13 protein-coding genes are annotated in these 13,762 nt (G+C 63.1%); 11 read left to right on the top strand and 2 right to left on the bottom strand.

Annotated features, from left to right (window positions below):
* Position 1 precedes the first annotated feature (1 nt).
* Positions 2-472, bottom strand: a complete 471-nt coding sequence (locus ATY78_RS15520) for a hypothetical protein (protein ID WP_088683208.1) — start codon at positions 470-472, stop codon at positions 2-4.
* A gap of 263 nt (positions 473-735) precedes the next feature.
* On the opposite strand from ATY78_RS15520, the gene ATY78_RS15515 reads away from it, so the two are divergent.
* The 11 genes from ATY78_RS15515 to ATY78_RS15465 all read left to right on the top strand — a co-directional run bounded on the left by ATY78_RS15515 (position 736) and on the right by ATY78_RS15465 (position 13,106).
* Entirely contained in the window at positions 736-2,532 is a 1,797-nt protein-coding gene (locus ATY78_RS15515) for a hypothetical protein (RefSeq protein WP_088683253.1), read from the top strand.
* A gap of 243 nt (positions 2,533-2,775) precedes the next feature.
* Positions 2,776-3,987: an alpha/beta hydrolase gene (locus tag ATY78_RS15510; protein ID WP_348626694.1), complete on the top strand. Its 1,212-nt coding sequence runs from the start codon at positions 2,776-2,778 to the stop codon at positions 3,985-3,987.
* Between the two features lie 36 nt (positions 3,988-4,023).
* Complete coding sequence (locus tag ATY78_RS15505) at positions 4,024-6,177, top strand: mechanosensitive ion channel family protein (RefSeq protein WP_088683207.1); 2,154 nt, start codon at positions 4,024-4,026, stop codon at positions 6,175-6,177.
* A gap of 61 nt (positions 6,178-6,238) precedes the next feature.
* Entirely contained in the window at positions 6,239-6,712 is a 474-nt protein-coding gene (locus ATY78_RS15500; RefSeq protein WP_088683206.1) for a hypothetical protein, read from the top strand.
* Positions 6,713-6,714: 2 nt separating this feature from the next.
* Positions 6,715-7,941 (top strand): biotin/lipoyl-binding protein, encoded by a 1,227-nt coding sequence (locus tag ATY78_RS15495; RefSeq protein ID WP_088683205.1) that lies wholly within the window; start codon positions 6,715-6,717, stop codon positions 7,939-7,941.
* A gap of 164 nt (positions 7,942-8,105) precedes the next feature.
* The gene (locus ATY78_RS15490; protein ID WP_088683204.1) at positions 8,106-8,507 is read left to right on the top strand and encodes a cytochrome c family protein; all 402 of its coding nucleotides are present in this window, start codon (positions 8,106-8,108) and stop codon (positions 8,505-8,507) included.
* 146 nt (positions 8,508-8,653) lie between these two features.
* Positions 8,654-9,472, top strand: coding sequence for a cytochrome c oxidase subunit II (locus tag ATY78_RS15485; protein ID WP_088683203.1), 819 nt, complete (start codon positions 8,654-8,656; stop codon positions 9,470-9,472).
* Positions 9,473-9,498: 26 nt separating this feature from the next.
* Positions 9,499-11,277 carry a cytochrome c oxidase subunit I gene (ctaD, locus tag ATY78_RS15480; protein ID WP_088683202.1) on the top strand — a complete coding sequence of 593 codons (1,779 nt, stop codon included), beginning with the start codon at positions 9,499-9,501 and terminating at the stop codon, positions 11,275-11,277.
* Positions 11,274-11,987, top strand: a complete 714-nt coding sequence (locus ATY78_RS15475) for a cytochrome c oxidase subunit 3 (RefSeq protein ID WP_088683201.1) — start codon at positions 11,274-11,276, stop codon at positions 11,985-11,987. The genes ctaD and ATY78_RS15475 overlap by 4 nt, the downstream gene beginning before the upstream one ends.
* Positions 11,988-12,012: 25 nt before the next feature.
* The gene (locus ATY78_RS15470; protein ID WP_088683200.1) at positions 12,013-12,732 is read left to right on the top strand and encodes a heme-copper oxidase subunit III family protein; all 720 of its coding nucleotides are present in this window, start codon (positions 12,013-12,015) and stop codon (positions 12,730-12,732) included.
* Between the two features lie 8 nt (positions 12,733-12,740).
* Positions 12,741-13,106, top strand: coding sequence for a cytochrome C oxidase subunit IV family protein (locus ATY78_RS15465; protein WP_088683199.1), 366 nt, complete (start codon positions 12,741-12,743; stop codon positions 13,104-13,106).
* A gap of 68 nt (positions 13,107-13,174) precedes the next feature.
* On the opposite strand, the gene ATY78_RS15460 is transcribed toward ATY78_RS15465, so the two are convergent.
* Positions 13,175-13,423 (bottom strand): hypothetical protein, encoded by a 249-nt coding sequence (locus ATY78_RS15460; protein ID WP_088683198.1) that lies wholly within the window; start codon positions 13,421-13,423, stop codon positions 13,175-13,177.
* Positions 13,424-13,762 lie beyond the last annotated feature (339 nt).

Genomic DNA, 13,762 nt, shown 5'->3' with positions numbered 1-13,762 from the left:
GTCAATCATCGACTGGCGGTTCCCAGGTGAGGAAGAAGCCGACGTCGCCGGGCATGCCGTCGGGGAAGTTGATGATCATCGCCTTGAGCCCGTATCCTTGCGGCTTGGCGACCTCCTCAAACAGTTCATAGAGCTCCTTCGCCTTTCCCTGCAGCGTTTTCTGCCATCCGGCGAGGTTGTTGTTGATGGCACGGCCGCTGTCCGTGCAGAAGGTCGATGGAAAACTGTAGATCAGCGCCTCGTATTTGCCGTCCGCCGCCGCTCTCATCACCAGCCGCTTGATGACGGCGCGTTCGGCTTCTCCGATCTGCTTGCGGAAGAAATCTTCGACGAAATCGGCATGTTTCTTTGCCTCACGCGCCTTGATCTTTTCGCTGCGCTCCATTTCCAGGAGCTGGAGTTCCAAAGCGCGTTTGCGCAGGTCCTCGGCGCTCGTCATGGGATGGGATGTGGACGTTTCAGGTGATGTCATCTCGCCGCCTCCTCCAGAATGCTTGGGCGATGATAGAGCGCGCGGCGAGACGAAGGCAGTAAAATACATGTCCGCTGCGGTAGGATACGGTATCCTACGCCGGTGCGGGCCTATGCGGATCTGTATTGGTGTCCGGCAGGCTGTGAATAAGATTTATCTTAATTAGATTATTCTGTTTAATGACATTGCCGACGTGTCGACGGAGGTCTATCGTCCATGACCGTATGCTGCAGGTTGTTCGCAATCGGGGTCTGGGGGAGCCGATGGCAAATGCAGGCGTTGACAGGGCTGGCGGCGACGTTTCTTCACCCGAAGAGGCGCGGCAGCAACTCGACCGCATTCTGTCCAGCCCGGAGTTCCGTCTTCCGGAGCGGGCGCGGAGGTTCCTCGACTTCGTGGTGACCGAAACGCTTGCCGGCCATCGGGACTATCTGAAGGCATTTACCATCGCACAGGCGGTTTTCGGCCGGGATGCGAGCTTCGACGCGCAGCAGGATCCGTGTGTCCGTATCGAAGCGGGACGGCTGCGCAGGGAACTGGAACATTATTACCTGACCGCCGGCGCCGCGGACCGGATCATCATCACAATTCCCAGAGGCGGCTATGCGCCTGTCTTCGAGGTGAGGCAAGGCGCGGAGCCTGCGGAGATGCAGCAAGCCGGCCAGTCCGCTCCGCCGCCCCCGGGAGACGATGGGCCGCAAGCCGCCGCCCCGGCAGGGGATACGGTCAGCCGGGACAAGGCGATCCGGCGCTTGCCGTGGTCCCGGTACTGGCTTCTCGCGGGAGGTGCTGCGGCTGTCTTGGCCGCCGCCGCGATGTTGCAGCATGTGAGGTCGGTCGATACCGGGAATGAGACGCTGCCGGGAAGCGTCGGCCGCCCGACCATCGTCGTCGAGCGCTTCGAAAGCGCCTCCGGCGGCGGAGCCGCATCCGACATCTCCCAGGGCATCACCGACGACATCATCGAAAAGCTCGTTCCCTTCAACGACATCGTCGTCGCCGCCGCTTTACCGGGCAACAGGGATGGCGAGATTTCGTCGCAACCGATCTATGCCCTGCGGGGAAGCATCAGGCTGGAAGGCGGAACGCTGCGCTCTACGGCGAGGCTCGTGCGGCGCGCCGATGGGATCGTCATCTGGGCGAACAATTACGATGCGGACATGGAAGTCCAGGGCATCCTGAAAACGCAGGCAAGTCTTGCCGAGGAGATCGCGACGGCGGTCGCGCGCCCGTTCGGCGTCATTTTCCAGGCGGACACCGCCAGCATCGCCGGGAGCGCGGACGCTTTTTCCTGCATTCTGGCCTACTACAGCTACCGCAGCGAAATGACCGCGCAGGCGCAGGGCGCGGCAAAATCCTGCCTTCAGCAGGCGGCCGAGCAAATGCCTGACGATTCCAACGTCGTGGCCTTTCTTTCGCTCACCCATCTCGACGAATTCCGCTTTCCATATCAGCTGAACACGAAACCGACGGCTGCCACGCTCGCCACCGCCCGGGAGCTTGCCGAACGCGCCGTGCATCTCGATCCGAAGAATGCGCGTGCGCTTCAGGCGCTGATGCTCGCCAATTTCTTCGGCAACGACCCGGCCGAGGCCCTGCGCGCCGGCGAAGCCGCCTATGCCAGCAATTCGAACGATACCGAAGTGGCGGGCGAATACGGCCTGCGTCTGGCGATGTCGGGAAAATGGGACAGGGGCTGCGAGCTGATTTCGGAGGCCGTCGGCAAGAATGCCGGACCGCAGGGATATTACGAGGTGGGGATGGCGCTCTGCGCCTTCATGCGGGGCGATACGCAAGCCGCGGAATTATGGTCCCGCATGTCGGACCTCAACTACAATCCGATGCACCGCCTCGTCCTGCTTTCGATCCTCGGCACCCTTGGAAAAGCGGCGGAGGCAAAGGAGCAGATCGACTGGATCGAGGCCCGGTCGCCAGGCTTGATCCCGAATGTCAGGCGGGAGGTGGTCTGGCGGCTGGCGCGGATCGAGGACCAGGAACGATTTTTCAACGGGCTGGAGGCTGCCGGTCTGCCTGTGCAAAACGACCCGCCGGGGAATTGACGGCGGCGTGGCCGACAGGCTGCGCTCGCCATCGGCCGAACCAAGCGAAGGGTGCCGTTACCTGTAACATACAGGAACATACATGCCTGCGGCTTCGTCTTTGGCTCAATCTCTTCGATGCGGGCAGGGTCCGACCCGGCAGTATGCGTCAGTGTGGGGAGCAGTGTGAACATCAGCAACATGCGCGGCAGGCAGGCCGCTTTTCGCCAGACGCTTCGACGGCTTCTGGTTTGCGTTACGGTGATCTGCCTGTCGGGCTGCGGCGGGCATCCGAAGGGTGTGCTGACCCCGGTCGCCGAGACCTCTCCTCGCGCCGACCGCGTCGACATGCTGGTCGCCACGACGCGCAGCCGCTCTCCCGTCCCCGGAGAGATGTTCAGCGGCGAGCGCGCCCGCGAGCCCACCTTCGCCGATATCACCGTCTCGATCCCGCCGGGGCGCAAGACCGGCGAAGTCGCCTGGCCGAAGAAGCTGCCGTCCAACCCCAAAACCGATTTCGCGACGCTCAAGGCAGCCGAGATGGATATCGACGGGGCAAAGGCCTGGCTGAGCGCGAGCGTGCGCAAGAGCCCCGACAGGAGCGTCTTCGTCTTCATCCATGGCTACAACACGCGCTTCGAGGATTCCGTCTACCGTTTTGCCCAGATCGTCCATGATTCCGGCGTGCACAGCGCGCCGGTGCTGGTGACATGGCCCTCGCGCGGCCGGCTGCTCGCCTACGGATATGATCGGGAGAGCACGAATTATACCCGCAACGCGCTGGAGAAGCTGTTCCAGTATCTCTACCGCGATCCGGAGATCAAGGAAGTCTCGATCCTCGCCCATTCGATGGGCAATTGGCTCGCCATGGAAGGCCTGCGGCAGATGGCGATCCGCAATGGCCGCCTGCCGGCGAAATTCAAGAACGTCATGCTCGCGGCTCCCGACGTCGATGTCGACGTGTTCCGCCAGCAGATCGGCGACATGGGAAAGCAGCACCCCCAGTTCACGCTCTTCGTGTCCCGTGACGACAAGGCGCTCGCCGTCTCGCGAAGGGTCTGGGGCGATGTCGCCCGCCTCGGCTCCATCGATCCCGAGCAGGCGCCCTACAAGCAGGAGCTCGAGGAAAACGAGATCAACGTCATCGACCTGACGAAGGTGAAGACCAGCGACCGGCTCCACCATGCCAAGTTCGCGGCCTCGCCGGAGATCGTCCAGCTGATCGGCGCCCGTATCTCGGAAGGGCAGACGCTGACCGACAGCCGCGTCGGCCTTGGCGAGAGAATCCTCGTGGCGACGACGGAAACGGCAGCGGCGGCGGGCAGTGCCGCGGGCCTGGTGCTGGCAGCACCCGCCGCCGTCGTCGATCAGGATACGCGCGATGCCTACACCGCCGATGCCGGCGCGCGTGGCGGGCCTGGCGGCGGCCCGAAGCCGGCCTGCGGCAATGCTTTCAGAACGGAATGCCGGCCATAGGGCGCAGCGCCCGACACGCGGGGATTGGGAGGGATCATGCGGATGGTGTCATCAAGGAACGTTCTTCGAACGCTGCTGCTGGCGGTGATGGCATCTCTCGCCGCCGCGCTGATGGCCATGCCCGCAATGTCGCAGACGCCGCCGGCGGCACTGCCGGCCGAACGGATCGAGCAGTTCATAGCGCTCTCCACCGATCCGGCGGTGCAGGACTGGCTGAAGCAGCAGGCGGCGGCGAAAGCCGCTGCCGCGCCCAGCGAGGCGAAGCCGACCGATCCCTCTTTCGCCGAATTCGCCACGCGCTTCCGCCGGCATTCGTCCGATCTGACGAACGCCGCGGCCTCGTTTCCAGCGGCGATGATGACGGCCGCGGCCGTGCTCGAGCGTGATATCCAGGCGAACGGCGGCACCCGGCCGGTGGTCCTGCTGATCGCCTTCATGGCGGCAGGCTTCGCCGCCCAATGGGTTTTCCGGCGGATCAGCGGCGGCTGGCGCGGCTGGATGGAGCGGGCGCCCTTTTCGACCGTCCGGGAGCGGCTTGTCCTTCTCGGCGCGAAGCTTCTCTGGGCCGTATGTCACGTGCTCGCCTTCGCGCTCGGCAGCATCGGCTTCTTCCTCGTCTTCGACTGGCCGCCGCTGGTGCGCGAAATCGTCGTCGGCTACCTCTTCGCTTTCGTCGCCTTCCGCCTCGCGGCCGCGCTCCTGCGCGCTTTGCTCGCGCCTCCGGCCGCCACGGCGCAGCCGGGATTTCGCCTGGTGCCGGTCAGCGATGCGGCAGCCACCCACTGGGCGCGCCGTCTCGGCTATCTCTGCGGTTGGTTCGCCTTCGGCTGGGTGACGGTGCGGCTGCTTGGAACGCTCGGCCTTCCCCCCGCCTCGCGGCAACTGGTCGCCTATACGCTGGGTGTCGTGCTCCTTGCGATCGCAATCGAAAGCCTGTGGCGCCGGCCGGTGGACGCGCCGGCCGAGGGGCAGGCGCCGCGCATCGGCCGGGCGATCCGCAACTGGCTGTGGACCGCCTATTTCATCGGTCTCTGGGCTCTCTGGGTCGTCGGCGCGGTGAAGCTCTTCTGGATCGTTGCGGTGTGCGCGGCATTGCCGGCCATCCTTGCGCTCGTCCGCGTCTCCATCGCCAATATTCTGTCCTCTGCCGCCGGCGAGGAAAAGGCCGAGCGGGCAAGCATCGCCTCCGTGCTGGTGGAGCGCGGTGTGCGGGCAATCGTCATCGTCGGCACCATCCTCCTGCTCGCCCGTGCCCTCGATGTCGAGCTGACCCGGATGACGATGCAGGACACGCCGATGCTGCGCATCGTTCGCGGCATGCTCAGCGCCGGCATCATCCTTCTCGTCATCGATCTCGCCTGGAGCCTGGTGCGCGTCGTCATCGACCGCAAGCTCGGCGAGACCGATACGACCTACGAGGCCGGCAGCGAGAAGGAGCGCCGCCGGGCGCGGGTCCGCACACTGCTGCCGATCCTGCGCAACGTGCTGATGATCCTCTTTGCCGCAATCGCGCTGATGATGGCGCTGTCTTCGCTCGGCGTCGAGATCGGGCCGCTGATCGCCGGCGCCGGCGTCGTCGGCGTTGCGATCGGCTTCGGCGCCCAGACCGTCGTCAAGGACATCATCAGCGGCGTATTCTACCTGCTCGACGATGCCTTCCGCGTCGGCGAATACATCCAGAGCGGCAACTACAAGGGAAGCGTCGAATCCTTCAGCCTTCGATCGGTGAAGCTCAGGCATCACCGCGGCGCCGTCTACATCGTGCCGTTCAGTGAACTCGGCGCGATCCAGAACATGAGCCGCGACTGGGTGATCGAGAAGATGACGATCACCGTGGCCTACGACGCCGATGTCGAAAAGGCCCGCAAGATTATCAAGAAGATCGGCCAGGACCTGTTCGCCGACCCCGAGTTCAAGCCCGTCACGATCGAGCCCTTGAAGATGCAGGGTATCGACAGCCTGGGCGACTCCGGATTGCTGCTGCGCATGAAGTTCATGACGCTGCCCGGAGAGCAGTTCACGCTGAAGCGCCGGGCGCTGCGGATGATCTATCAGGCATTCAATGAAAACGGCATCCGGCTCGCCGTGCCGACCGTCCAGGTCGCCGGCGACAAGGCTGCCGATACGGCCGCAGCGGCGCAGCAGGCCCTGACGGCGCACAAACAGGCGCTGGCGGCAGGCGCCGGCTGACATGGCCCATGCGGCCGGCTGGCAAGCCTGACCACCATGGCGTTCAGGAAAGGAGATTTCGATGGAAGACTATCACTCCGCTCTCACCAACCACGTGCCCGGCTTCATCACCGGACCGGGCCAGACGGATTATTTGTTCGTCGGCGTCATCGTGTTTCTGCTCGTGATGATTCTCGTGATCGGCAACCTCTACTTCCAGCTTCACGCCGTTCCCGAACGCATCGCCCACCACACGAACAAGGTGCAGATGGAGATCGTCGCGGTGCTGGCGCTGATCTCGCTCTTCACCCACAATCATCTCTACTGGATCCTCGGCCTACTCCTGGCCTTCATCCGGTTTCCCGATTTTTCGACGCCGCTTTATTCGATCGCCCGGTCGCTCGCCAGGCTTGCCGGCCGTGATCCGGCCGAACTCGAGGAGGAGGCGCCGGCCGCAGCCGGTCATCCGGAACCGGCCCCTGCGCCTGCGCCGGAACCAGTGGCGGAAGCACCAGCCCGGGCTACCGCCAAGACGTTGCACGAAGAGGGGATCTGATCATGCTCGAATTGATGCTTTGCTCAATGCTGACCATCTTCCCCGACTATCTCTACCGGCGCTATGTCCAGGGCAAGCGCATCGGCCAGGAAATCACCCTTTACAGCATGTGGTACGAACTGCGCTGGGGCATCTCCGCCTGCCTGATCCTGACCGTTTCGCTGATCACCATGATCTTCTATTTCCATCCCTCGACGAAAACCGTCACGGCGGTGTTCCGCACCGTCACGATCCTGCCGGAAGCCTCCGGACGGGTCGATGAAGTCTATGTCGGCGTCAACGAAAAGGTCGCCGCCGGCACGCCGCTCTTCCGGCTCGACGATTCACAGCAGAAGGCGGCCCTTGAGACGGCGCGGCGGCAGATTGCCGAGACCGAGGCGGAAGCGAAGGTTGCCCAGACCGAGCTTGCGAGCATGGACGGCCAGATTCAGGAGGCGGAAGGCGCCCTGAAAGTGGCCGAGGACGAGTTGGAGATGAAGACGCAGCTCCTGAAAAACGATGCCGTTGCCCGCCGCGAGGTGGTCCGCCTCACCAATACGGTCGAAGGCCGCAAAGGCTCGCTCAGCGCCGCGCTCGCCAAGAAAGAGACGCTGCAAACCAAGCTCAGCGTTCTCCTGCCGGCGCAGAAGGCGAGCGCGGAGGCGGCCCAGGCCGAGGCTCAGGTGGAACTCGACAAGACGCTCGTCAGGGCGGGCGTATCGGGCACCGTCCAGCAGTTCACGCTGCGGCCCGGCGATGTGCTGAACACCATGCTGCGGCCTGCCGGCATCCTGGTGCCGAGCGAAGCGGGCCGCGGCACGCTGATCGCCGGCTTCGGGCAGATCGAGGCGCAGGTGATGAAACCCGGAATGGTCGCAGAGGCCGTCTGCGTCGGCAAGCCGTTCACCATCATCCCGCTCGTCGTGACCGAGGTGCAGGACGTGATCGCGGCCGGTCAGCTGCGCCCCACCGACCAGCTGGTCGACGTCCAGCAGATGGCGAAACCCGGCACGCTGACGGTGTTCCTGCAGCCGCTCTTCGCCGGCGGCTTGGATGACGTGCCGCCGGGCAGCAGCTGCATCGCCAATGCCTATACCAACAACCACGATGCGCTCGCCGATCCGAATATCAGCACGCCGCGCTGGGTGTTCCTGCATGTCGTCGACACGGTCGGCGTCGTGCATGCGATGATCCTGCGCATACAGGCGATGCTGCTGCCGGTTCAGACCCTTGTTTTCACCGGGCATTGAACGGGCGATCGAAATGGAACGGTTCCGCTTGCTGCGGGTGAACGCCTCAGAATTGCGGGACCGATTGACTTGCAGCCGCGAAGCACTAAACTTTAAGCATCGCTAACATATTCCGGACGCCAATGGCTGCGGAAGGTGCGAGTGGCTGGGAAACCTTGAGGAGGATGAGGTTTGCCGTGGACGATCGTGTTGTTCTGCTGATTGCCATATCCATCATTGCCCTTTCCCCTGCCGGCGCGGGGGCACAGGAGGGCGATGCGACGGCGGGTGCTGCCGTTTTCAAGAAATGCGCGACCTGTCACGTCGCCGATACCGATACGAACAAGGTCGGCCCGTCGCTGAACGGGCTGTTCGGCCGCACGGCCGGAACGCATCCGGGTTTTGCCTATTCGAGCGGGATGAAGGCGGCCGGCGAGGGCGGCCTCGTCTGGGATGAGGCGACGCTGCGCGATTATCTGCACAATCCGAAAGCGAAGGTGAAGGGCACGAAGATGGCCTTCGTCGGCGTGAAGGACGATCAGGAAATCACCAATCTCGTCGCCTACCTCAAGCAATATTCCAAATGAGAAGCAATACTCCAAATGACGGGGTGCGGCGGTTTAGCGATGCCTAAATCGCCGTAATTGCCGATATTTTCTATCTGTGCGATAATAAATACGGACTTTTTACGGAATGCGGTTTCACGGGTCAACCTGCTCGAGGAGGAGCGGAAATGGCTGTCGTGCTGATCCTCGTCCTGATTGTCGTCGGCTCCGTGCTGTTCCATGTGCTGAGCCCCTGGTGGTGGACGCCGATCGCGTCCAACTGGACCTATATCGACAGCACCCTCGTCATCACCTTCTGGATCACCGGCATCGTCTTCGTGGCGGTGGTTTCCTTCATGGCCTATTGCGTCTACCGCTTCCGCCACAAGCCGGGCAACCGGGCGCATTACGAGCCCGAGAACCGCAGGCTGGAGGTGATGCTCGCCTCGGGAACGGCGGTCGGCGTGGCGGCGATGCTGGCCCCCGGCCTCATCGTCTGGAACCAGTTCATATCGGTGCCGGCCGATGCCGCATCGATCGAAGTCGTCAGCCAGCAATGGCTGTGGAGTTTCCGCCTGCCGGGTGCGGACGGAAAGCTCGGCCGCGCCGAAACGCGCGACGTCACCCCGGAAAATCCGCTCGGCCTCGACAAGAACGATGCAAGCGGCCTCGACGATATCATCGTCGAAGGCGGCGAACTGCATCTGCCCGTCGGCAAGCCGGTGCATATCCTGCTGCGCTCCGTCGATGTGCTTCATGATTTCTATGTGCCGGAGTTCCGCGCCAAGATGGACATGATCCCCGGCATGGTCACCTATTTCTGGCTGACGCCGACGCGCACGGGCACTTTCGAGATCCTCTGCGCCGAACTTTGCGGCGTCGGCCATCCGCAGATGCGCGGCACCGTCGTGGTCGACAACGACGCGGACTATCAGACCTGGCTCGGGCAGCAGCAGACATTCACCCAGTTGACGGCGTCATCGGGAGAGCCGCCGCGGGCAAACTGAACCGGCGGGGAAAGGGAGGAGATATCATGGTCGAGATTCCGTCCGGCGGCGCAGATGTCATCCCGCCCGCCGAAGTCGAGGATGTCGAGCTTTATCATCCGCATAGCTGGTGGACGAAATATGTGTTCAGCCAGGATGCCAAGATCATCGCCGTGCAATATTCGGTGACCGCCATCTCGATCGGCATGGTGGCGCTGGTGCTTTCCTGGCTGATGCGGATTCAGCTCGCCTTTCCCGGCACTTTCACCTTCATCGACGCCGATCACTATTATCAGTTCATCACCATGCACGGCATGATCATGGTGATCTATCTGCTGACCGCGCTCTTCCTCGGCGGCTTCGGCAACTATCTCATTCCGCTGATGGTCGGCGCCCGCGACATGGTGTTTCCCTACGCCAACATGCTGAGCTACTGGATCTATCTGCTCGCCGTTTTGATCCTGGTCGCGGGCTTTTTCGCGCCCGGCGGCCCGACGGGGGCCGGCTGGACGCTTTATCCGCCACAGGCGGTTCTATCAGGCACGCCGGGCGGCAAGGACTGGGGCATCCTGCTGATGCTCTCCTCGCTGATCGTCTTCATCATCGGTTTCACCATGGGCGGGCTGAACTATGTGGTAACAGTGCTGCAGGGGCGGGCGCGAGGCATGACGCTGATGCGCATGCCGCTCACCGTCTGGGGCATCTTCACCGCGACCGTCATGGCGCTGCTTGCCTTTCCCGCGCTCTTCGTCGCCTGCGTCATGATGATGTTCGACCGCCTGCTCGGCACCAGCTTCTTCATGCCCGCCATCGTCGAAATGGGCGAGCAGCTCAAGCACGGCGGCGGCAGCCCGATCCTGTTCCAGCACCTGTTCTGGTTCTTCGGGCATCCGGAGGTCTACATCGTCGCGCTGCCCGCCTTCGGCATCGTTTCCGACCTGATCAGCACCCATGCGCGCAAGAACATCTTCGGCTACCGCATGATGGTCTGGGCGATCGTCATCATCGGCGCACTGAGTTTCGTCGTCTGGGCGCACCACATGTATGTCAGCGGCATGAACCCGGCCTTCGGCTTCTTCTTCGCCACCACGACGCTGATCATCGCCATTCCGACGGCGATCAAGGTCTACAACTGGGTGCTGACGCTCTGGCGCGGCGACATCCATCTGACGCTGCCGATGCTGTTTGCGCTCGCCTTCATCGTCACCTTCGTCAATGGCGGCCTGACCGGCCTCTTCCTCGGCAACGTCGTCGTCGACGTGCCGCTGTCGGATACGATGTTCGTGGTCGCGCATTTCCACATGGTCATGGGCGTGGCGCCGATCCTCGTCATCTTCGGGGCGATCTATCACTGGTATCCGAAGGTCACGGGGCGCATGCTGAACGAGGCGCTCGGCCAGATCCATTTCTGGGTCACTTTCCTCGGCACCTATGCGATCTTCTTTCCGATGCATTACCTCGGCCTGCTCGGCGTGCCGCGCCGTTACTTCGAGCTCGGCGAGATAGCCTTCGTCCCGCCGTCGGCCCATAGTTTGAACGTGTTCATAACGGTCATGGCGCTCATCGTCGGAGCGGCCCAGATCGTCTTCCTGTTCAACCTGGTCTGGAGCCTTTCCCGGGGCAGGGAGGCGGGCGGCAATCCATGGCGGGCGACGACGCTCGAATGGCAGACGCCGCAGACGCCGCCCGCGCACGGCAACTGGGGCAAGGATCTGCCCGTCGTCTACCGCTGGGCCTATGACTACAGCGTGCCCGGCGCGGCCGAGGATTTCATTCCGCAGACGGTGCCGGCAAGCGGGAGCGTAACCCGGGAGAGCCCGGCATGAACGTCACGCTGATCTTCCTCGCGGCAATCGGCGCCATCATCGTCTGGTGGCTTGCCGGACAGCGGCTGACCTCGAAGCCCTGGCTCGAAACCGGCTCGGTGCAGCTGCCGGCTCATGACGGCGCCGACCGGCCGCCGGTGCCGGCGGTCAAGATCGGCCTCTTCGTGTTTCTCGGCGTCGTCGGGGCTCTCTTCAGCCTTGCCGTCAGCGCCTATTTCATGCGCATGGCCTCGGCCGATTGGTGGGGGATGCCGGCTCCCCGCCTTCTCTGGGTGAACACCGCGGCCCTGATCCTAAGCAGTGCCGCGCTGGAATGGGCGAAAGGCGAAGCGCGGCATGGCCGCATGGAACGTCTGCGGCCGGCGCTTGCCGCGGCCTTGGCCCTTGCCGTCTTCTTTCTCGTCGGACAGATCCAGGCCTGGCGGGAGCTCGTGGCGGCCGGCTACGTGCTTGCCGACAATCCCGCCAACAGCTTCTTCTATATGCTGACCGGCCTGCACGGACTGCATATTCTCGGCGGGCTTGCCGTGCTTGCGCACACGACCGTGAAGGCATTCGCGAGCGAGGCTGCGACCGACAGGCTCAGCCTCCGCGTCGATCTATCGGCCGTCTATTCGCATTTCATGCTTGCCGTCTGGTTCCTGCTCTTTGCGCTCTTTGCCGGGTGGGCGAACGATTTCGTCGATCTCTGCCGCACATTGTTGAGCTAGCGGGCTCAACGGAGGAGGTTTGGACATGACACGGATTATCCAGACACATGGCGAGGCCGGCCTCGGGTCGGCGGGCCTGCGCGGTGTCGCGGCCGATTTCAGCTCGGATCAGCGCGCCTTCAAGACCTCCTCCTGGGGCAAGGCGATGATGTGGATCTTTCTCTTGAGCGACACCTTCGTCTTCGGCTGTTTCCTGATCGCCTACATGACCGCCCGCATGTCGACGCCCGTCCCGTGGCCCAATCCGAGCGAGGTCTTCGCGCTCCATATCGGCGGCCAGGACGTTCCGCTGATCCTGATCGCCATCATGACCTTCGTGCTGATCTCGAGCAGCGGCACCATGGCGATGGCGGTCAATTTCGGCTATCGTCGCGACCGCGGGAAGACGGCTGTCCTGATGCTGCTGACGGCGCTTCTCGGGGCGACTTTCGTCGGCATGCAGGCTTTCGAATGGACGAAGCTGATCACCGAAGGCGTGCGCCCCTGGGAAAACCCATGGGGGGCGGCGCAGTTCGGATCGACCTTCTTCATGATCACCGGCTTTCACGGCACCCATGTCACGATCGGCGTCATCTTCCTCCTCATCGTCGCCCGCAAGGTCTGGCGCGGCGATTTCGACGTCGAACGGCGCGGCTTCTTCACCAGCCGGAAAGGCCGCTACGAGGCCGTCGAGATCATGGGTCTCTACTGGCACTTCGTCGACCTGGTCTGGGTCTTCATCTTCGCATTTTTCTATCTGTGGTGAGGGTCGTCATGAGCGAGACAACGGCACACGCGCAAACCCAAACGGTGCATGCACAGGCGCATACCGGGCAGCAGCACCCGATCCGGCTCTATCTCCTCGTCTGGGGCCTGCTCTTCGTGCTCAGCGCCTTTTCCTACATGGTCGATTATCTCGGGATTCAGGGCTATCTCAGATGGACGCTGATCCTCGTGTTCATGATGCTGAAGGCCGGCCTGATCGTCGCCGTCTTCATGCACATGGCCTGGGAGCGGCTGGCGCTGGTCTACGCCATCCTGCTGCCGCCGCTGCTGGTGCTGGTCTTCGTGGCGCTGATGGTTTCGGAAGCGGATTATACGATCTTCACCCGGCTCGCCTTCTTCGGCGCTGCGCCCTGAGGCGGGGTTATATTGTGGATGGCGCCGCCAACGCGTGACGTAGTGCCGGCCTCCTAAAATGCGCGCCGCTACTCGCCGCTGGCTGAAAGCAGGTCGGTCAATGCGCTGAAGTGTTGCCGCGCGCGCTTCAAGACATCGGCGCTGGCGATCGGAAGGTCGATGACGGCTTCCAGTGCGCGCACGACCCGGCGGGCAGCGCGGCGGATTTCGCGGGACGACATATCGCATTTTGCGATCTCCGTCGCCAGGGCGAACTTGGCGCGATAGCTGATCGCGTTTCGGGCGGAGATCTGCCACTGGCGGTATAGCTGTTGCATCACGCTTTAACGCGGCAGCGACCGGAAACGGCTGGCATCATATGCGAAGAGGGTGAATCGCATTTTAACCAAAACTTAAGCGTAAATTAGTGAAAACTTATTAAACTTGGACGTCTCGGCTCTGGCGGCCGGATGACATTGCCCTCTGGCGACGCACTACGCCGGGTTCCGGATCATCGTTTGCCCATGGCGTAATCATGATCGACCATCCTTAGAGCATGTCGCGCAAAAGTGTGCGGCGGTTGTCTAATCGCATTGCCTTAGTCAAGGCTGTTTTGTCATCAGGCATCGACGCCGCTTTTGGGGACGGCGTAGCGAGGGGGATTCGAATGTTTGGGC

The sequence above is a fragment of the Rhizobium sp. R635 genome (assembly GCF_002211285.1).
Lineage (GTDB): Bacteria > Pseudomonadota > Alphaproteobacteria > Rhizobiales > Rhizobiaceae > Rhizobium.
The sequence above is the reverse complement of the archived record's forward strand: the minus strand, read 5'-3'. Positions and strand labels throughout refer to the sequence as shown.